Origin of the sequence: Hymenobacter rubripertinctus (genome assembly GCF_003583925.1) — a bacterium.
Classification (GTDB): Bacteria; Bacteroidota; Bacteroidia; order Cytophagales; family Hymenobacteraceae; genus Hymenobacter; species Hymenobacter rubripertinctus.
The window spans coordinates 204,273-224,285 of record NZ_QYCN01000003.1 but is presented as its reverse complement, the minus strand read 5'-3'; the positions used below and the strand labels follow the sequence as shown (position 1 = coordinate 224,285).

Here is a 20,013-nt window from a genome sequence, read left to right as displayed (position 1 = left end):
GCCTACGCCGTAAACGCCCCCGTATCGGGTCGTAGCACGTGCCTTGTACTGGCCCCTGCAGGCCGCTGAAATCAACCTGCCAAATTGCATTCAGCCTGAATTTGCAGCCTATGGTCGACAAAACAGCCCTGTTGGCCGATTTTGGCTAGCGCGTTGACTAGCTGTTGGTTTCCGGCTGATAGTCGGCAAATGTGCCATCCTGGTAGAATATTACGATGCGCCGGATGTGCTTGCCCGGCGTAGCGAGGGCCTGGGCCAGTGCGGCACCAGCCGGGGGAGCAGGCGCAGGGCCCACCGGCTTTACCGGGGCTGCCGGCGCAGGAGCCGCTCCCGGACTGAGTTGGGCAGGTTGAGCTTCCTGACCAGACGCGGGTGGAAAAGCTACTCTGGGGGCCGTTGCCGGCGCTTGCATGGGCACAGGAGTGCGCAAAGCAGCCGGGGCATCGCCGGAAGCAACAGCTTCCGGCTCGTAGTGCGCCTCGGGGGGCCTAACAGGCAGCGCTACCAGCTCGGGGGCTGCAACGGGGGCCAGCGGGCGCCGAGTGGACGCAGAAGGGGCTGCTGGTTCCGCCGGAGGCAACGGGGCGGTAGCAGGTGCCACCATTGGCCCTTCGCCGTTTAGCAGCCAGGGAAGGGCCAAATCGGGAAAGGCAGCCAGAATCTTCTGCACAACCTCCAGGCTGGGCTTGTTGCGGCCGCTGAGGATGTGACTTACCACGGGCCGGGAAACGCCGATAGTATCCGCAAACTGAGTGGAACTGAGTTCCCGCGCCGCCAATAACTCCCGGATCCGGTCTAGCATAGCTTCTTCTGTATGATTTACAAATGTAGGAAATCCATCTCCGAGACTTACACCCGTTACATATATTTACTTATGTAAGCAATTAGTTCTCCATCTGCCTATTTGTTTACATTTGCGCACAACGGGGGTTGTTTGTTTACAATTGTTTCACAAGTGTAAACTATTCCCTTCTCCTGGCCGGATTGCAATTGGTGCTTCTTCCGGTCGTCGCAGCTTGGCATCTCCCGGCAACTACTCCTGCCTTCCTCCTTTTTATATCCCTCTGCCTCGGGGCACTCGGCGTAGTCTTGGTACCTGGGGACTGATCTTTCGCTGTTATCGACCCCGCTTCTGCTCCTGCCTGCCCGGCCTCCCACCAGGCATCCCCATGCCCGGGCGCAACCAAGGGGCGCACTGCGACTGGACTTCCGGTATCGGTGTTGGTTAAACGCAAACTTCCCCGCCGGGGCCACCGGCGGGGAAGTTTACTTTACCAAAAAGCAGCCTTACTGCTGCTCTTCAGCGCAACCGATTTGCTTAGTTGAAATACTCCTTAGCCAGCGACTTGTCGTGGCCGTAGATGTCGTCGCGGAAGTGGACTTTGCCCGCCTCGTCTACCCAGGTAGTGAAGTACACCAGATACACGGGTAGCTTCTCGGGCAGGGTTACGTACTTCTCTTCCCGGCCGGCAATGGTTTCCAGGATGGTAGAACGGTCGTAGCCGGGCTTGTTGCGCAGCAGGTATTCGGCCAGCTTGAGCGGGTCCGATACGCGCACGCAACCGTGGCTGAAACCGCGCTTGGTCTGGCTGAACAGCTCGTCGTGGGGCGTGTCGTGGAGGTAGATATCGTTGGAGTTCGGGAAGATGAACTTCACGTCGCCCAGGTCGTTCTTAGGGCCGGGGCGGCGGCGCAGGGTGTACTTCCAAGTCTTTTCCGACACGTTGGCCCAGTCGATGCTGTTGGCATCAACGGGAGTAGCCTTCGCGCCCCAGCCCTTCACCACTTCCATATCGAGGCGGTCAAGAGTGCCCTGGGCATTGGCCACCAGCTTCGGCCGCAGCTCGTTGGCGATGATGCTGAACGGGACGTTCCAATACGGAGCCAGCACCACAAACTCCACCTTGTCGGAGAAGATAGGCGTTTCGTGCAGGCGCTTGCCCACGATTACGGGCATATTGAACGCCTCCTTGTTGTCTTCCACCACGTGGAGCGTGTACTCGGGAATGTTGACCAGCAGATAATCGGGTTCAAATTTCTTCGGAATCCAGCGCCACCGCTCCATATTCAGCATGATCTGGTCGATGCGCTGCGACACGGGCACGTTAAGCTCGCGCAGGGTTTCGCCCCCCACCACGCCGTCGGGCCGCAGCCCATTCAGGGTCTGAAACTCCTTCACGGCGCTTACCAGCTCCCCTTCGTATTTCTGCGCGACCGGGGCCGCAGCAGGTTCGCCGGGCTTATTCGACACGGCTACGGCCGGGGTCTCGTTCGCGGCAGCGGGCGGGCCACCAGCACCCAGCAGCCGGCCCCGCAGGGCGGCTACGGCCGCTGAGGCCGCGCCGGGCGTGAGCTTGGTGGCCGCCGGAATAGCCGGCCAGCCCCCGTTGCGCTGGATAGCACGGTAGTCGGCCAGAGCCTTCTTCAGGCGGTCGTACTCGGGGTGCAAAGGCTCGAAATCGTAGTAGCCATAGGTGCTCTCGCGCTCTTTCAGGATGGTCATGAGCGCCTTGTGCAGCTTCACTTTGTTGCGCTTCACATCCCAGTCGATGGCCTTTACGGCCCGCGGGTCCACGGTGCCCCGGTAGAAATCGGAGGCATAGGTGAAGTACGTAGCCGACAAGGCCACATCAATCTCCTTTTCCAGCGCGTTGCGCCGGGTTGTATCGGCCTGGGCGGCATCTAGCTCCTGGAGCAGCTTGTCGAAGTTCTTGATCTGGTAGTCTTTCGGGTTCAACCCTTCATCGGCGGCCTTGTTGATAACGCCGAGCATCGTCTGGGCCTGGGGCACCAGCTCATGGTCGCGGAACCAGCCGAGGCGGAAGTCGCGCTCCTTGTAAAACTTCTTGGCCCAATCGAGCTGACCTTTGAATTTAGGCTCCGCGTTCATGGCTTTCACCACGTACACGCTGTCGAGCTTGGGCTGGGGTCCGCCGGCTTTGGTGAGGGCGTCGGGCAGGACGTCTTTCAGCTGGGCCTTCTGATCCTGACTGCACGATACCGTGGCGGTAACGAGCAGCAGGCCCAGCAGCCAGCTAAAAAAGGGGGTAAAAGAAAAAGAGCGGCAGGATTTGTTCATAGAGCAGGCAGGAAAAAAGAGGGAAATGGAAGCCATTCGTGCTGCCAACGGAAGGCTGGCCGAAACAGTTCGGGCTTTCTACTGCGTTTGAGACGGCCGAGTTGCCCGCCCCCGCACTTCTTTCCTAGGCCCGCAAGTTAGGGGATTTCGCCGGACTCCCGCCCCCGGTTCCGGCCCTGGCCGACACCAATCCGTACCTTGGCCGGCAACTTCTTCGTTTTGCGCGAACTTCCTTTCCCCACCTTCCATATGGCCCCTACCCCGCTGCCCGCCCGCCTGCTGCCTCCCGACCCGCACAGCCACGCCCGCCCCACCGAAGTCAGCGTTCATCACCTGGCCCTCAACCTGCGGGTGGATTTTGCCGCCCGCACCCTGGCCGGCCACGCTACCTGGCAGCTCCGCCGCCCCGAGGGCTCAACTGCCACTGAGCTGGTGCTCGACGCCCGCCACCTGCGCATCGAAGCCGTCCTGCTCGGCAACTTCCCCGAGGGCGAGCCGACCGAGTTTGTGTTGGGTCCCGAGGATGCCGTGCTGGGCCAGGCCCTGCGCATCCGGCTACGGCCCGACACCACGGCCGTCACCATCGTTTACCAGACCACGCCCGCCGCAGCGGCCCTGCAATGGCTGAGCCCGGAGCAGACGGCCGGCACCCAACCGTTTCTCTTCACCCAGTCGCAGGCTATTCTGGCCCGTACCTGGCTGCCCTGCCAGGATTCGCCGGGCGTGCGCTTCACCTACGAAGCCCGGGTGCAGGTGCCCGCCGGGCTACTCCCGCTCATGAGCGCCGAAAACCCGCAGCAGCTTCGGCCCGACGGCTGCTACGAGTTCCGCATGGCCCAGCCCATTCCGGCCTACCTGATGGCGCTGGCCGTGGGCGACCTGGAGTTCCGGCCCCTGAGCGCGCGCACCGGCGTGTACGCCGAGCCGGCCACGCTGCCCGGGGCCGCCGGGGAGTTTGCCGACCTGGAGCAGATGGTAGCGGCGGCCGAGGACCTGTACGGCCCCTACCGCTGGGACCGGTACGACTTGCTGGTGCTGCCGCCCTCCTTCCCGTTCGGGGGCATGGAAAACCCGCGCCTCACCTTCGTGACGCCCACCATTCTGGCCGGCGACCGGAGCCTAACCAGCCTGGTGGCCCACGAGCTGGCCCACTCCTGGAGCGGTAACCTGGTGACCAACGCCACCTGGAACGACTTCTGGCTCAACGAGGGCTTCACCGTGTACTTCGAGCGGCGCATAATGGAAAAGCTCTACGGCCGCCCCTACGCCGACATGCTCCAGGTGCTGGGCCACGCCGGCCTGCTGCGCACGATCCAGGAAATCGGTGCTGCCAGCCCCGACACCCACCTGCTGCTGGACCTGGCCGGCCGCGACCCCGACGAGGGCCTGACTGATATTGCCTACGAGAAGGGCGACTATCTGCTGCTCACCCTGGAGCACCTGGTGGGCCGCCCCCGGCTCGACGCCTTTATTAAGGAGTACTTCGCCCGCCACGGTTTCCAGAGCATGGATACGACCACCTTCCTGACCTACCTGCGCCGGGAGCTGCTCGACCTGGAGCTGGGTCTGGAAGAAAAGCTCCAGCTCGACGCCTGGGTGAACGGCCCCGGCATTCCGGCCGTAGCACCGCCCGTGTCCTCGGCGCGGTTCGCGGCCGTGGAAGCGGCGTTGCGCACCTGGCAAAATGGCACGCCACCTACCCACCTGCCGGCCGCCGCCTGGAGCAGCCACGAATGGGTCCACTTCCTGCACGGCCTGCCCCCTGGCCTGCGCCCCGCCCAACTGGCTGAACTGGACGCCGCCTTCGGCTTTACCGACTCGGGCAACACCGAAATTCTGGCGGCCTGGCTGCCGCTCACTATCGCGGCCGATTACGCTCCTGCCGAAGCCGCGCTGCATCGTTTTCTGACCCGGGTGGGCCGGCGCAAATTCCTGATCCCGCTTTATAAAGCCCTGCTGGCCAGACCCGGCGGCCGGCCGCTGGCCCGACGGCTTTACGCCGAGGCCCGCCCCAACTACCACGCCGTAGCCACCGTCACGTTCGACGCGCTGCTAGGGACTCCCACCGAGTAGGAGTGCCTTCTCAGCCGGCCAGCACGGATTTGTTCGGCATTTTTTTGTTCATTACCCGTTGTCAGCGAGTGGGTCGCGGCCCGTACGTCGGGAAGTCCGGCCCGCTGACGCCTCTTTTTCCGGAAAAGCCCGCGTGGCCCGAAGCTTGCTTGCCCAGGAGCGCAGGACTTTTCCTTTTGTGTGGCTTAAGCTGATTTTGCTTTGAAAAATTCCAAACCGCTCGGTAAGCTCATTGCCATTGGTGGCAACGAGGACAAGGGCACCTATCCCAACCCCCGGACCAAGAAAAAATACTACCTCAACTTCTTCGAGCTGGGCATTCTCAAGCGCGTGGTGCTCGAGTCCGGCCAGGAAGACCCGCGCATTGAGGTTATCACCACCGCGTCGATGATTCCGGATGAGGTGGCCCGCATCTATATTTCTTCGTTCACGATGCTCAACTGCAACAACGTGAACGTGCTCGACATACGCACCCGCGAGGATGCCCTGCGCCCCGACTACGTGGAGCGCATCCGACAAGCCGATATTGTGATGATATCGGGCGGTAACCAGTCGCGGCTGGTGGACATTTTCGGCGAAACCGAATTCCTGGCCGCCCTCAAGCACCGCTACCAGACCACGCCCAACTTCGTTATTGCCGGCACCTCGGCCGGGGCCATGGGCATGTCGAAAACCATGATCAAGGGCGGCAGCGTCCCCGACGCCCTCATGAAGGGGGCCGTGAAAATGGGCGGCGGCCTGGGTTTCCTCGATAACGTCATCATCGACTCCCACTTCGTGAAGCGTGGGCGTTTTGGCCGCCTCATCGAGGCCGTGTCGCTGCACCCTAAGCTTATCGGCATCGGACTGGGCGAGGACACGGGGATGCTCATCACGGAGGGCAACCAGCTCGAAACCATCGGCTCGAACATGGTCGTCATCATGGATGGCCACAAGCTGGAGCACAACAACGCCGCCGCCGCCCGCAAGGGCGAGGCCATTTCCGTGGAACACATGCTGCTGCACGTGCTGGTGAAGGGCAACCTCTACGACGTGACCCACCGCACATTCTACCCCGACTTCAAGCTGCGCCAGCAAGTTGCCGAATCGGAGCTGCTCACGGCCGGCCAGGGCGCCAATGAGCCCGCTCGCGCCACCTGAACAATTTATCCAAATGGTAAAAAGCCCATTTTCTACCCAGAAAATGGGCTTTTTCGTTATACTGCCTAAGCTACGCGCTTCACGCTCAACGGCCGAGAATCGGCTTGCTGGCTCCTGATTCGCCGACGTGGCCTACTCCTTATATATATAGCCACCGCCGGGAGCTTTGCTAAGCCGCCCAAATCCGGCCGGTTGTAGTAAGCTTGCTGAGCCCGGCAGCGTGAGGCTTCCGTTTCGCGCTGTCCTCATTTATAAATAGCCACGTACGGTATGGCGTCGCCGTGGGAAGTCTGGCTGGCCCGGTACATACCTTCAGAGTTGAAGGGCAGGGCCACGTTGCCGGCCGCGTCCACGGCCACCAGCCCGCCCTCTCCCCCGATGGGGGCCAGCTTATCGTGGACCACAATGCGGCAGGCCTCGGCCAGACTCAGGCCCCGGTACTCCATGAGGCAGCTGATGTCGTGGGCCACCACGGCCCGCAGGAAAAACTCGCCGTGGCCGGTGCAGCTGATGGCGCAGGTGCGGTCGTCGGCGAAGGTACCACTGCCGATGATGGGCGAGTCGCCGATGCGGGAGTAGCGCTTGTTGGTCATGCCGCCGGTGCTGGTGGCGGCGGCCAGGTGGCCGTGCTGGTCGCGGGCCACCGCGCCCACCGTGCCCATTTTCTTTTTCGGGTCTTCGTGGGTGGGCAGGGCCTGGGAATGGTCGAGGCGCATGCGGCCTTCCTGCAAAGCTTCCTGGAGCTGGTCGTAGCGGTGCTGGGTGAAGAAGTATTCGGCGGGCTGGGTGGGCAGGCCATGCTCGCGCACCAGCTCATCATTGCCGGGCCAGGCCAGCAGCACGTGGTCGGTGTGCTCCATCACGAGGCGGGCGGCCCGGATAGGATTCTGCACGGCGCGGGCGCCGGCCACGGCCCCGGCAGCCCGGTTGCGGCCGTCCATGATGGCAGCGTCCATTTCGTGGTGGCCTTCGTGGGTGAACACCGCGCCCCGGCCGGCATTGAAGAGCGGGTGGTCTTCGAGGCGGCGCACGGCCTGCTCCACGGCGTCGAGAGCGGGGCCGCCGTCGCGCAGCACGGCGTAGCCCGCTTGCAAGGCTCCGCGCAGGGCCTGCTGGTAGGCCTGCTCCTTTTCGGGCGTCATCAGGGCGGGAGAAATAGTGCCGGCACCGCCGTGCAGGGCCAAAGCGAAGGGAGGAGTCATGGGGCGGAAAAAAGTTGGTAGGTGGTAAAAACGCAAGGCAAAGGTAGGCAGGCCACTGGCCCCGCCCCCCCCTGGAAGCCGGAAACCAACCGCGTTTTTTTTCGTAGGTTTGGTTTACAGATTTTCAACTCCCCAAACGTATCAACCTTATGGCTTACGAAGCTACCGGCCGCCTGCACGAAATTTTCGACGAACAGCAGGTGAGCGAAAAATTCCGCAAGCGCGAATTCGTGCTGGAGGTCGTAGACGGCCAGTACCCCGAGCATATCAAGTTCCAGATGGTGCAGGATAAGACCTCCCTCATCGACCCGTTTAAAGTGGGCGACGAAGTGAAGGTATCCTTCAACCTGCGCGGCCGTGGTTTCAACAAGAACGGCCAGATGCTCTACTTCACCAACCTCGAAGCCTGGCGCATTGAGAACTCCGCTGGCGGAGCGGCAGCTCCTCAGGCCGGTGGCTACCAGCAGGCTGCTCCCCGCGCCGCGGCCCCGGCTCCGGCCCAAAACCAGAACCCGAACCTGCGCGCCTCGGCCGCTCCTATTGCCTCGGACGACGACAACGACCTGCCGTTCTAATTGGAAGGAGCTAGCAGTCAGGAGCCGAAGAATAAAATTCCCTGGCCTCCTAGCTTCTCTCTCTCCTAACTCCTTAAAAAAAGCCGCTGCCGCTTCTGGCAGCGGCTTTTTTGTGCCGGTCCGGCTTCCTCCCGAAACCGGCCTCTACCCTACCTGCTCTATGCACACGCTTGCCCAACTACGCGCCGGGGAACTGGCCGGCACCACCCGGCTGGACCTGGCCGAAGGTCTGACCGAGTTTCCGCCGGAGATTTTTGCGCTGGCTGATACACTCGAAATCCTCAACCTTTCGGGCAACGCCCTCTCCGGGCTGCCCGCCGACCTGCCCCGCCTGCACCGACTGCGCATTCTGTTCGGCTCCGATAACCAGTTTACCCGGGTGCCCGAAGTGCTGGGCCAGTGCCCGAACCTGGAAATGGTGGGCTTCAAGGCCAACCGCATCCGGGAGCTGCCCGAGGCCGCTTTGCCGCCCCGCCTCCGCTGGCTCATCCTCACCGATAACGAGCTGGCCGCGTTGCCCCCGGAAATTGGCAACTGCGGGCGGCTCCAGAAGCTGATGCTGGCCGGCAACCGGCTGCGGGAACTGCCCCCGCAGCTGGCCCGCTGCACCAACCTGGAATTGCTGCGCCTGGCCGCCAACCAGCTGACGGAGCTGCCCGAGTGGCTGCTGACCATGCCCCGGCTGAGCTGGCTGGCCTACGCCGGCAACCCCCTGGCCGCCGCCGCCGAAGCCGCCGCGCTGGCCCGCGCCACGCGGCCCCCTATTGCCTGGAACCTCCTGACGACGGAGCAGGTGCTGGGCGAGGGCGCGTCGGGCATTATTTACCGGGGCCAGTGGGAGCGCGCCGCCCATGCCGCGCCCGAACCGGTAGCGGTGAAGTTGTTTAAAGGGGCCGTGACCAGCGACGGACTGCCCCACTCCGAAATGGTGGCCTGCCTCAGCGCCGGTCCCCACCCGAACCTGATTGCCGTGCGCGGCACCATCCCCGACCACCCCAGCGGCCGGGAAGGCCTGGTGCTGGAGCTCATCGACCCGGCCTTTGGCAACCTGGCCGGGCCGCCCAGCTTTGCCACCTGCACCCGCGACGTGTACGCGCCCGCCGCCGCGTTCGAGCTGCCCGTGCTGCTGCGTCTGGCCGGGGGCATTGCGGCGGCGGCGGCCCACCTGCACGCCCAGGGTATTCTGCACGGCGACCTATACGCCCACAATATTCTCACCACCCCGGCCGGGGAAAGCCTGTTGGGCGATTTTGGCGCGGCCGGCTTTATTCCCGCCGCCGCCGAAAAGGCCGCCCACCTGCTGCCCCGCCTGGAAACCCGGGCCTTTGGCAATCTGCTGGAAGAGTTGCTGGACCGTTGCCCGCAGCCACAGGAGCCGGCGGCCGGGACACTCCGGGAGCTGCGGCAACTACAGGCCCGCTGCCAGCAGCCCGCCGTGGCCGACCGGCCCACGCTGGCCGAAATCAGCCGCTTCCTCCGGGAAATGCAACCGGACCTGGCCGGGTGAAACCTGCGGGGCTTGTTTTTACGTTTTTACTCCACTGGCCTGCTTATTGCCAGCCCCGGCCCTCTCATACTCGTCATCTGACTTCACGCTACTCCCGTCCCGTATGGTTTCTGCTTCCTCCCTGCCGCTGGCGGGCAAAACTGCCTTGGTTACCGGTGCTACCAGCGGCATCGGGCTGGTCACGGCCCGGGAGCTGGCGCGAAACGGAGCCCGGGTAATCCTGGTGGGCCGCGACCCCGAAAAGGCGGCCCGCGCTCAGGCCGTCATTCAGCAGGCCGCCGGCCCCGAGGCTCATGTGCACGTGAAGTGTTTCGACCTCTCGCTGCTGCGCAACGTGGCCGCCCTGGCCGAGCAGATGCAACAGGAATTCAGCCAGCTCGATATTCTGGTCAACAATGCGGGCATTATGCCCGGGCGCTTCACCCTCACCGAGGAAGGCCACGAGCTGAGCTGGGCCACCAACCACCTGGCCCCCTACGCCCTCACCAACCGCCTGCTGCCTCTGCTCGATGCCGCCGAGCACGCCCGGGTGGTTACCGTGTCGTCGGTGGCGCACTGGGTGGGCGAGATTGAGCCCGACCGCGAGGCCCGCAACTCCCCCGAAAAGTACAGCTGGCTCACCGCCTACGCCGATTCCAAACTAGCCAACATTCTCTTTACCAAGGAGCTGTCCCACCGTCTCGACCTGACCAACATTACGGCCAACTGCCTGCACCCGGGCATGGTCAATACCAGCCTCATGCGCGCCGACACCTCGCAGGTGATGAAGGCCCTGTGGTGGACGGCCCGTCCCCTGATGGTATCGGCCGAAAAAGGGGCGCAGACTACCCTGTACCTGGCTACAGCCCCGGAAGCGGCCCGCGTGAGCGGCCAGTATTTCGCGGGCCGCAAAGTAGCCCGCTGCTCCGAGCGGGCCAGCAGCAGCAACGAGGCCAACCGCCTCTGGCGCATTTCGGCCGAGGAAACGGGCGTGGAGTAGGCGTTACGATGTCGGGGGATGGGAAAAGAACGTCATTCCGAGCATGTTGCGCATCAAGCAAGGGACCGAGTAATCTCGCGCGCTGACGTTGCCACAGGAGCTCAATGTGAGCACGCGAGATTCCTCGGCAGGCTCGGAATGACGGCCTGCTTTTGCCTGTTGTCTACTTTTTCCCGCTAATCTTACCCCGATGGATTTACTGGAACTGATTCGGCAGGGCGAGGGGGAGCGGCTGGAGTTCAAGCAGCGCACCACCCGCCCCACGCGCATGGCCCGCACGTTGTCGTCGCTGGCTAATACCCACGGGGGGCGGGTGCTGGTGGGGGTGGAAGACAACGGCCGCATAACGGGCGTGCGCGACGTGGAGGAGGAACTCTACCAGCTCCGCGAGGCCGCCCGCCACTACATCGATCCGCCCCTGGAGTTCACTTACCAGGAAATGGAGGCCGGCGAAGGCCGCGTAGTGCTGGTGGTGACGGTGCCCGAAAGCGCCCACAAGCCCCACCGCGCCCAAATTGCCGACGGCGACTGGCGGGCCTACGTGCGCGTGCGCGACCAGAGCGTGCAAACCAGCCAGCTAACCGAGAAAGCACTGGAGCGCCAGGAGCCCCCGAACGAGTTTGAGCAGATTCCGCTGAGCCGGGAGGAGCTGGCCGTACTGGAGTATCTGCGCCAGCACCCGCGCATCACGCTGGCCCAGTACATGAAGCTGCTCAACATTGGCCAGCGCCGGGCCTACCGCCTGCTCATCAAGCTCACCCTGCACGGCTACATCAAACACCACGACAAGCAAAAGGAGGTGTATTACACGCTCTGAGCCAGTTCGAGCAGGTCCCACAGATTCCCGTATAAATCGGCAAAAGCCAGCACCCGGCCGTAGGGTTCCATCATGGGCAGGCGCACGCTGCGCACCTGGTTGGCCCGCAGCCGGGCATAGTCGCGGGCCAGGTCGTCGGTGTAGAGAAACAGGGCCACCCGGCCGCCGGTCTGGTTACCGATGTGGGCCAACTGCTCCGGGTTGGCGGCCAGCGTCAGCAGTAGCTCGACCCCGGGCGGCCCGGGCGTCGCAACCCGCACCCACCACTTTCCGGCGCTCAGCCGGGTATCCTCAACCAGCCGAAACCCCAGCTGCCGGGTGTAGAAGGCAATGGCTGCGTCGTAGTCGGCCACAACCAGCGTCACGAGGGCAATCCGCTGATTCATTAACTGCTGTTACGCAAGCCGCTTCCGGTATCTGCGGTGGCAGGTCGTTTTTCGTTGCTCGTTGCTCGTTGCTCGTTTTTCGGGGCTGATTGGTTACTGAAGGTGAATCAGCCCCGAAAAACGAGCAACGAAAAACGAATGCTTCAACGGCTACTGCGTAACAGCAGTCATTAACTTTTTTTGGTGGCCGCCCCCCCATCGATAGTTAAGCCCGAGGGCCGATACAACTGTGTTGTACCGGCCCTCGGGCTTTTTTCAAACTAAGCGCAAATTAGTCCTGCTGGCGGGACTTGAGGGCCTTTTTCTCGTCTTTAGCCGCCTTTTTTTCCTTGGTGGTTTTAGCGGGCTCTTTCTTTTTCTCTTTGCGGGGTTCCTGGGCTTTTGCCATGATGGTGAGGGATGAAGAGTGAATCAGGTGACTATATAACGCCCGACCGGGAAAGGTGTTGCACTGAAAACGGCTCCGGGCGGGCTCAAAGATACTATTTGCCCAGTGCCGGCAGGTATCGTTCGCGCAGCAGGTTCAGGTGGTGGGCTTCGTGGCCGGGCAGGATGTAGGCCAGGGCGCGCACGCTCACCGGCTGCCCACTGGCCGTGCCCTGCCGGCTGATGGCCGCCGGATTGAACGACTCGAACAGGGCCAGCGTGGCGGCCCGCACGGCGTCGTACTCGGCCAGAATGTCGGCCAGGGGACGGGAATCGGCGTCGGAGGCGGGCACGTAGTCGTCCTGCTCGAAGCCGGGCAGCGGAGTAGGGTCGCCGCGGCCGATGCGCAGGGCGCGGTAGGCGAATACGCGCTCCGTGTCCATCATGTGGACCAGCATTTCTTTGAGGCTCCACTTGCCGGGGGCGTAGCGCCCCAGGGCCTGCTGCTCCGTCAGGTCTTCCGTCAGGCGGCGCAGTTCCCGGGGCTGCTCGCGCAGGGCGGCCAGCGGCTCGCCAAAAATCAGGCGCACGTAGGTATGGTAGAACGGGGCGTACTCGGAGGCCGCCGGGGGCGTCAGGAAGGAACTCATGGAGCGAAGCTACGGGCTTCCGGTAAATATCGGGCAATAAAGTGGGCGGCTGGCTGGCCGATGTTTGCTAAAACCGGCCGGCAAGCGGCCCGGCGGTGCCCGTTGGCAACACCAGCCGGGCCGGGCGCGTACACCGGGCACTCACCCCACTTCACCCCTGTTTCATGTCTTCACTCGTCGAAAAAGGTCTTTCGATTTCCAAAAATGCCCTGTTCAGCGTCTTTCTCAACAAAGCCGGCAAGCTGCTGGGCCGCCCGTTCAAGGTGATACTGGTGCTCAACGAAACCGCCGAGAAGCTAGCCAGCAAGGAAAGCGGCGACAACAAATTCAAACAGCTCTTCTCGGTGGCCCGCACCCTCATCCGGCTCGTGCGCAACTACGTGAGCGGCGACTACCGGCAGGTGGAAACCAGTACCATCGTCTCGGGCCTGGGCGTGCTGCTCTACGTGCTGAGCCCGGTGGACCTGGTACCCGATTTCATTCCCGTCGTGGGCTTTCTGGATGATCTGGCCCTGATCAGCTGGTTTGTCGGCAAATTCCAGGGCGAGCTGACGCGGTTCCGCGAGTGGGAAACCACCCACGCCGCCGAAGAAGCCGACGACATTCCGGCCGCCGCCCAAAAGCCCTCCGGGTCCTACACCAAAGCCGAAAATCTGCCCGCCGTGGCCGAAATCGGGCACTCCTGAATCACAGATGTTGCAGATGTTGCAGATGCCGCAGATGTTGCAGATGCCGCAGATTCGTTCTGACGGCTGTCAGCAAAACGCCCACCCGGTTTTCGGGTGGGCGTTTTGCTGACAGCGCTGTTTTTTCTCTGCGCATCCCTCTGCGGACCTCTGCGGGAAAGCTTATTGGCCCCGAAAGAAGATCATCCAAGCAGCCAAAATCGTATTTTCGCGTCCTGATACCTCCACCCTTTTTCGTTTTTATGCTCCTTCGTACCCGGCTGGCGCTGCTGGCCCTTACTTTCCTTACTGCCCTAACTGCCCGCGCCGATGAGGGCATGTGGCTGCCGTTGCTGCTCAAGCAGCTCAACGAGGCCGACATGCAGAAAAAAGGCCTCAAGCTCACCGCCGAGCAGATTTACTCTATCAACCAAGGCAGCCTCAAAGACGCCATCGTGCAGTTTGGCGGTGGCTGCACCGGCGAAATCATTTCCGACCAGGGCCTGCTGCTCACCAACCACCACTGCGGCTACGGCCAGATTCAGCAGCATTCCTCCGTCGAAAACGACTACCTCACCAAAGGCTACTGGGCCATGAGCCGCGACCAGGAACTGCCCAACCCCGGCCTGACGGCCACCTTCATCGTGCGCATGGAGGACGTGACCAGCCAGGTGCTGGCCGGCGTGCCCACCACGGGCATCGTGGAGGCCGAGCGGGAGAAACTGGTGCAGCTCAACAGCCAGCGCGTGGCCCAGGCCGCCGTGCAGGGCACCGGCTACCAGGCGTTCGTACGACCCATGTTCAACGGCAACGAGTACTACCTGTTCCTGACCGAGGTGTTCCAGGATATCCGGCTGGTGGGCGCGCCGCCGAGCAGCATCGGCAAATTCGGGGGCGACACCGACAACTGGGCCTGGCCCCGCCACACCGGCGACTTCAGCATCTTCCGCATCTACGCCGGCCCCGACAACAAGCCCGCCCCCTACTCGCCCGACAACAAGCCCTTTAAGCCCCGTCACCACCTGCCCATTTCCCTGGCCGGCGTGCAGCCCGGCGACTTCACGATGGTGTTTGGCTTTCCCGGCCGCACCAACGAATACCTCACCAGCTGGGGCGTGGAGGAAACCTACGCGGTATCGAACCCGGCCAAAATTGCCATCCGCGACGCCAAGCTCAAGGTTTTGGATGCCGACATGAAGGCCTCCGACAAGGTGCGGATTCAGTACGCGGCCAAGTACGCCAGCATCGCCAACTACTGGAAAAAGTGGATCGGGGAGAACCGGGGCCTCAAAAAGCTCGATGCCGTGCGCGTGAAGCAGCAGCAGGAAGCCGAGTTCCAGCGCTGGGCCGAATCGGGCGACGCCGCCCGCCGGGCCGCCTTCGCCACCCTGCTTCCCGACCTGAAGCGCAGCTACGCCAGCGCCCGCGACTATACCCTGGCCCGCGACTACGTGAGCGAGGCGGCCCTGGGCGTGGAGCTGGTGAGCTACGCCAACAGCCTGCTCCCACTTCTGGACCTGGTGGATCAGAAAGTACCCGCCGCCGAATTGAAGGCGGCCGTGGAAAAAGCCAAAAAGGGTGTAGCCGGTTTCTTCCGCAACTACAATGCCCCCACCGACCAGAAGGTAGCCGCCCAGCTGCTGCCCCTCTACGCCACCGGCACCCCGCCCGCCCTGCTGCCCACCTACGTGAAGACGCTCAGCCAGCAGTACGCCGCCACCGGCTGGGACGCCTACGCGGCCCAGTTGTTCAGTAAGTCGCGCCTCACCGACCAGGCCAGCGCCCTGGCCGTGCTTGATGCGGTGGCCAACGGCAAGCCCGAAACCCTGCGCCAGGACCCCGCCGCCCAGCTCGCGGCGGCCGTTGTGGGCAATTACCGCGCGGCCATCCTGCCCACCTACTCGGCGGCCACCGACCAGATTGCCCTGCTCCAGCGCACCTACCTGGCCGGCCAGCGCCTCCAGCAACCGGAGCGCAAGTTCTACCCCGATGCCAACTCCACCCTCCGCCTCGCCTACGGGCAGGTAGCCGGCTACGAGCCCGCCGACGGCGTGAAGTATGATTTCTACACCACCCTCGACGGCATCATGGAGAAGGCTGACCCCACCAACCCCGAGTTTGAGGTGCCGGCCCGCCTCGCAGAATTGTACCAGAACAAGGACTACGGCCCCTACGCCTACAAGGGCTCCGTGCCGGTGGCCTTCATCGCCACCAACCACACCACCGGCGGCAACTCCGGCTCGCCCGTCATCAACGGAAAAGGCGAGCTGATCGGCACCAACTTCGACCGCAACTGGGAGGGCACCATGTCCGACATCATGTTCGACCCCGACCGGGTGCGCAACATTACCCTCGACGTGCGCTACATGCTCTTCGTGGTGGACAAGTACGCCGGGGCCGGCCACCTTGTAAAGGAAATGACTCTCGTGGGCGGCCCCGAAGCGGCCGCCGGTTCGGATTCCAACCAAAAAGTGAAAAAGGTAAAAGTGAAGCGCAAAAAGGCGTAACGACCACGTATGATTTGGTAGGTTATTTTTCTGCGCAAAAAAAATAACCTACCAAATCATAAACCGGCTCCCTGTTTTCCTCGACCCTTCGAACCGGGAGTACACCCACCCGGAAGGGCCGCCCGCGACAGAAGTTGTTACAGCGACTTTTACCCCGGGCGGCCCTTTTTTTTGCGCGAACTGCCCGCTATAAAAATTCTGGCCGCCGTCGTAGCGCTAGGTTTCACTTCCTTCGCTTTTGCACTTCACTCTCCTCCTGACTTCCCGAGTGGCGGCTGCTTTACTTTTTAGTGACTTACCCACTTATGACTCAATTTCTATCTGCCCTGTTCCTGCTTTTTCTCGCCGCTACTTCTGCTTTCAGTCAGGAAGTGCTGCTCACGGGCGGCTATACCCGGGTGGGCGAAAATTCGTTTACCGGCGCAGCTTCCGGGGGGCTACATACGGTGTTTCCCCTGGGCCGCCACGTGGCGGCGGGCGTGGGCCTGACGGCGGCCCGCAACCGCCAGAATTACCGGGAGTTTTTGCCGAATGCTGATCCATTCGATCCTGCGGGCCGCCCCCGCGCCATCACTGAGTACCACAATTCGCTCTATTCCCTGCAAGGCTTCGTGGCGGGCCGGATGCAGCTCGCGCCCCGGCTGGAATTGCTGGCCGGACCCAGCGCAGGGCTCTACTTCGTGGGAGCCCGGGAGCGGAGCACGGAAGCCAAAGCGGGGGTTGGCCTGTGGTCGTCGCTCACGTATCGGCAGTTGGGCGGCAGCCGGTTCAATGTAGAAGCCTTGTTTCACCCCCGCCTGCTGCTTACCAGCCTGCCGGTGGATGACGCGGATTTCCGCTTTGGAAACCAACGCCTGTTCATCTGGGATGCGCAGGTGGGCCTGTCGTACGATTTGCGGAAGCAGCCGTAGCTTTAAGCCCCTGCTTCACCCGCTTTCCGCCCTGCCCTTGCGTCCGATTCTACTCCTGATTGCCTTCCTGCTGACTGCCGGCCCAACCCTGGCTCAACCGTCAGCTGCGCCCGCACCCGTGGCCCTGCTGCTACGGCCCGCCGCCGTGTTCGATGGCGAAACCCTGCACCCCGGCTGGGCCGTGCTCACCGAGGGCGACAAAATCAAAGCTGTGGGGCCGGCCGCCCAGCTCACCGCCCCGGCCGGTGCCCGCGTTCTGGAGCTGCCGGGCCTCACGCTGCTGCCCGGCCTCATTGAGGGCCACAGCCACCTGCTGCTCCACCCCTATAACGAAACGCCCTGGAACGACCAGGTGCTGCTCGAATCTCAGGCGCTGCGGGTGGCCCGCGCCACGGCCCACGCCCGCGCCACGCTGGCCGCCGGCTTCACCACCGCCCGCGACCTGGGCAGCGAGGGGGCCGGCTACGCCGATGTGGGCCTCAAACAAGCCATCGAGCAGGGCCTGATTCCGGGGCCGCGCCTGCTGGTGGCTACCCGCGCTTTGGTGGCTACCGGCAGCTACGGACCCAAACTCTCGGCCGACGTGGACGTGCTCCAGGGTGCCCAGGAAGCCGACGGCGTGGATGGCCTGCTGCGGGCCGTGCGGGAGCAAATCGGCAAGGGGGCCGACATCATCAAGGTGTACGCCGACTACCGCTGGGGACCGAATGAGCCCAGCCGGCCCACGTTTTCCCAGGACGAGCTGAACCTCATCGTGCAAACCGCCCGCAACGCCGGCCGCCCCGTGGTGGCCCACGCCAGCACCCCCGAAGGCATGCGCCGCGCCACCCTGGCCGGCGTGCAGACCATCGAACACGGCGACGGCGGCACCTTAGAAGTATTCAAGCTCATGAAGCAGCGCGGCGTGGCCCTCTGCCCCACCGTGGCCGCCGGCGACGCCATTGCCCAGTACCGGGGCTGGCAGAAAGGAACAGGCGCCGAGCCCGACCGGATTCAGCAAAAACGCCTCAGCATGAAAGCCGCCCTGCAAAGCGGCGTAGAACTGGCCATTGGCGGCGACGTGGGCGTGTTCACTCACGGCGACAACCTGCGCGAAGCCGAGCTGCTGGTCCGCGAGTACGGCCTGACGAGACTGCAAGTTCTGCGCGGCCTCACCAGCACCAATGCCCGCCTCTTCCAGCTCCCCGACCGCGGCCAGCTAAAGCCCGGCCTGCTGGCCGATCTGGTAGCCGTATCCGGCGACCCAACCCAGGATATCAGCGCGTTGCGGCAGGTGAAGCTGGTGGTAAAGGGCGGGGTAGTGGTGGATAAATAATCAACTCTCTCGATTACCTATGTTCCAGCAGTTGCCTCACGGCCGCTCTATTCCCATCTCCCCTAACTGCCCGGCGTACTTATCATAGATAACCCGCAGATCCTGGGCGTGCTTGCCGGCATCGGTGCCAATACTCACGTTGCTGCTGTGAAAGCGGTGCAGGTGGCTGATGTGAGGGCAGATGACGGGCAGGTGGCCGGCCAGCAGGAAGCGCACGTAGAGGTCGAGGTCTTCGGCCATTTCGATTTGCTCGTCGTAGCCGTTCACTTCCTCGAACAGCTGGCGGCTGTAGCACACGTTGCCCTGGATGAAATGTTCGGCCCGGAAAATGGCCTGGAGCATGTCGGTGGGGCTGTCGAACTGCCAGGCGTAGTAATCGTCGGCGGGCAGGTAGCGGCGGTCCTGGTCCACGCGCAGGAAGTCGGCCACCAGCCACGGCCGGCCGGGGTGCTGCCGGATCTGGCTGGCGTAGTGAAACAGGGTGCGCTGGAGCAGCAGGTCGTCGTCGTCGAGGGGCACGAGCCAGGTTTCGGCGGGGGCCTCTTCGCGGATGAGCACGTTGCGCGCCGGCCCGGCCCGGAGCAGCTCAGGCTGCCGACGCACGCGGAGCGGGGCTCCGGGCTCGTGAGCAGCCTGCTGCAACCACTCGGCAGTGCCGTCGGTGCAGGCATTTTCGCAGATCAGGTGTTCAAAGGAGAAATCGAGGGGCGCAGTAACGGTGGCGCGGACGCTCTGCACAGCCTCGGGCAGGTAGGCGCGGCGGTTGTGCGTGGGGGTGATAACAGTGAAGTGCATGGACGAGTATTCTGGCTGAAGCCCCAAAAAGTTGCCATTGCCACCAATCCGTTAGCTTTAGCCCGCAACCAGCCGGCAAGCAAAAGCCGGCCGCTTCCGGCGCGGTTTCTGCTTGCCGGCCAGCTCTACCCCTACTCTTACCGTTTCACTATGCTTCGTTCTTCCCGCCTGCTGCCCGTTCTGCTACTGGGCCTGGGCAGCACCGCCGCCGTTCCCGCCGACCCCAAAATCACGACGGACGCCATTATCAATCGTCTCAGCAGCACCATTGAGAACCTGAAAACGCTGCGCTGCAACGTGCGCGCCCAGGAGCGCATCGGCGGGGTCTATCAGCAGGCCCGGACGGAGATGAAGATGACCTTCAAACCCTACAAAGTGTACCTGCGCAACCAGAAGGGCGTGGAGGTGCTCTACGTAACGGGCCAGAACAACGGCGACGCCTGGGTGTACCCCAACAGCTTCCCCTACGTGACGCTGAGCCTCGACCCGGAGGGCTCCATCATGCGCAAAAGTCAGCACCATAGTGCCCTGGAAGCCGGCTACGGCACCATTGCCGAAATGCTCGACGGCTCGGATCAGCGCCTGACTCCGGGCTTCGAGAAAACCTTCCGCTACACCGCCGACACCATCGTACAGGGGCGGGCGGCCTACGTGCTGCGCTCCGTGTACCCGCAGTTCCGGTACGTGAGCTACAAGCCCACCAAGGCCGAAAGCACCCGCGCTATTGCCGAGAAGTTCGGCTGCGGCGAATACCGCATTCTGGAGCGCAACGACCTGAGCCCCGGCACGGTCGTGCCGGCCGGCAAAATGCTCCAGGTGCCCAACGCCTACGGCCGCCGCGTGCTGCTCTGCGTGGATCAGAAGCTCTTCCTGCCCCTGGTCGTGCAGGTCCACGACGACAAAGGCCTGTTCGAGAAATTCGAATTCAACGACGTAGTGGCCAACCAACCCATCCCGGCCCCCGAGTTTGCCAAGGGCTTCAAGGGGTACAAACTATAATCACAGATGTTACAGATGGTGCAGGTAAAAGGGATTCGTTCTGCTGG

Annotated in this window: 17 protein-coding genes; 11 read left to right on the top strand and 6 right to left on the bottom strand. The window is 63.3% G+C overall.

The features are described from left to right. Window positions 1-157 precede the first annotated feature (157 nt). Both D0T11_RS03150 and D0T11_RS03145 read right to left on the bottom strand, forming a co-directional pair. Complete coding sequence (locus D0T11_RS03150; RefSeq protein ID WP_119654328.1) at window positions 158-802, bottom strand: helix-turn-helix transcriptional regulator; 645 nt, start codon at window positions 800-802, stop codon at window positions 158-160. 516 nt (window positions 803-1,318) lie between these two features. After that, window positions 1,319-3,079: a L,D-transpeptidase family protein gene (locus tag D0T11_RS03145; RefSeq protein WP_119654361.1), complete on the bottom strand. Its 1,761-nt coding sequence runs from the start codon at window positions 3,077-3,079 to the stop codon at window positions 1,319-1,321. Between the two features lie 219 nt (window positions 3,080-3,298). On the opposite strand from D0T11_RS03145, the gene D0T11_RS03140 reads away from it, so the two are divergent. Next, window positions 3,299-5,152, top strand: coding sequence for a M1 family metallopeptidase (locus tag D0T11_RS03140; RefSeq protein ID WP_245990586.1), 1,854 nt, complete (start codon window positions 3,299-3,301; stop codon window positions 5,150-5,152). 201 nt (window positions 5,153-5,353) lie between these two features. Further along, on the top strand, window positions 5,354-6,292 hold the full coding sequence (locus D0T11_RS03135) for a cyanophycinase (protein WP_119654327.1): 939 nt from the start codon (window positions 5,354-5,356) through the stop codon (window positions 6,290-6,292). Window positions 6,293-6,537: 245 nt separating this feature from the next. Here D0T11_RS03135 and D0T11_RS03130 read toward each other — a convergent pair whose 3' ends face one another. Beyond that, the gene (locus D0T11_RS03130; protein ID WP_119654326.1) at window positions 6,538-7,494 is read right to left on the bottom strand and encodes an isoaspartyl peptidase/L-asparaginase family protein; all 957 of its coding nucleotides are present in this window, start codon (window positions 7,492-7,494) and stop codon (window positions 6,538-6,540) included. Between the two features lie 149 nt (window positions 7,495-7,643). Here D0T11_RS03130 and D0T11_RS03125 point away from each other — a divergent pair, with 149 nt between their 5' ends. The 4 genes from D0T11_RS03125 to D0T11_RS03110 all read left to right on the top strand — a co-directional run bounded on the left by D0T11_RS03125 (window position 7,644) and on the right by D0T11_RS03110 (window position 11,372). Then, a complete protein-coding gene (locus tag D0T11_RS03125; protein ID WP_119654325.1) occupies window positions 7,644-8,069 on the top strand; it encodes a DUF3127 domain-containing protein in 426 nt (141 codons plus the stop codon). Window positions 8,070-8,229: 160 nt separating this feature from the next. Beyond that, window positions 8,230-9,576 (top strand): leucine-rich repeat-containing protein kinase family protein, encoded by a 1,347-nt coding sequence (locus D0T11_RS03120; protein WP_119654324.1) that lies wholly within the window; start codon window positions 8,230-8,232, stop codon window positions 9,574-9,576. Window positions 9,577-9,679: 103 nt separating this feature from the next. Continuing rightward, a complete protein-coding gene (locus tag D0T11_RS03115) occupies window positions 9,680-10,555 on the top strand; it encodes an SDR family oxidoreductase (RefSeq protein ID WP_119654323.1) in 876 nt (291 codons plus the stop codon). A gap of 190 nt (window positions 10,556-10,745) precedes the next feature. Next, the gene (locus tag D0T11_RS03110) at window positions 10,746-11,372 is read left to right on the top strand and encodes an RNA-binding domain-containing protein (protein ID WP_119654322.1); all 627 of its coding nucleotides are present in this window, start codon (window positions 10,746-10,748) and stop codon (window positions 11,370-11,372) included. Here the strand turns inward: D0T11_RS03110 and D0T11_RS03105 are convergent. Together D0T11_RS03105 and D0T11_RS03100 are read right to left on the bottom strand one after the other, a co-directional pair. Beyond that, on the bottom strand, window positions 11,360-11,758 hold the full coding sequence (locus D0T11_RS03105; RefSeq protein ID WP_119654321.1) for a VOC family protein: 399 nt from the start codon (window positions 11,756-11,758) through the stop codon (window positions 11,360-11,362). The genes D0T11_RS03110 and D0T11_RS03105 overlap by 13 nt on opposite strands. 482 nt (window positions 11,759-12,240) lie before the next feature. Then, window positions 12,241-12,774, bottom strand: a complete 534-nt coding sequence (locus tag D0T11_RS03100) for a DinB family protein (protein ID WP_119654320.1) — start codon at window positions 12,772-12,774, stop codon at window positions 12,241-12,243. A 164-nt stretch (window positions 12,775-12,938) separates the two neighbouring features. Between D0T11_RS03100 and D0T11_RS03095 the strand changes: the two genes are divergently transcribed. From D0T11_RS03095 to D0T11_RS03080, 4 genes are all read left to right on the top strand, one after another. Then, the gene (locus tag D0T11_RS03095; RefSeq protein ID WP_119654319.1) at window positions 12,939-13,460 is read left to right on the top strand and encodes a YkvA family protein; all 522 of its coding nucleotides are present in this window, start codon (window positions 12,939-12,941) and stop codon (window positions 13,458-13,460) included. A 242-nt stretch (window positions 13,461-13,702) separates the two neighbouring features. Beyond that, window positions 13,703-15,946, top strand: a complete 2,244-nt coding sequence (locus D0T11_RS03090) for a S46 family peptidase (protein WP_119654318.1) — start codon at window positions 13,703-13,705, stop codon at window positions 15,944-15,946. A 305-nt stretch (window positions 15,947-16,251) separates the two neighbouring features. Then, the gene (locus D0T11_RS03085) at window positions 16,252-16,857 is read left to right on the top strand and encodes a hypothetical protein (RefSeq protein ID WP_119654317.1); all 606 of its coding nucleotides are present in this window, start codon (window positions 16,252-16,254) and stop codon (window positions 16,855-16,857) included. Between the two features lie 46 nt (window positions 16,858-16,903). Then, window positions 16,904-18,172 carry a metal-dependent hydrolase family protein gene (locus tag D0T11_RS03080; protein WP_380282867.1) on the top strand — a complete coding sequence of 423 codons (1,269 nt, stop codon included), beginning with the start codon at window positions 16,904-16,906 and terminating at the stop codon, window positions 18,170-18,172. Window positions 18,173-18,208: 36 nt separating this feature from the next. On the opposite strand, the gene D0T11_RS03075 is transcribed toward D0T11_RS03080, so the two are convergent. After that, a complete protein-coding gene (locus tag D0T11_RS03075) occupies window positions 18,209-18,967 on the bottom strand; it encodes a glycosyltransferase family 2 protein (RefSeq protein WP_119654315.1) in 759 nt (252 codons plus the stop codon). Between the two features lie 150 nt (window positions 18,968-19,117). Here D0T11_RS03075 and D0T11_RS03070 point away from each other — a divergent pair, with 150 nt between their 5' ends. After that, window positions 19,118-19,966, top strand: coding sequence for a DUF1571 domain-containing protein (locus tag D0T11_RS03070; RefSeq protein ID WP_147374499.1), 849 nt, complete (start codon window positions 19,118-19,120; stop codon window positions 19,964-19,966). Window positions 19,967-20,013 lie beyond the last annotated feature (47 nt).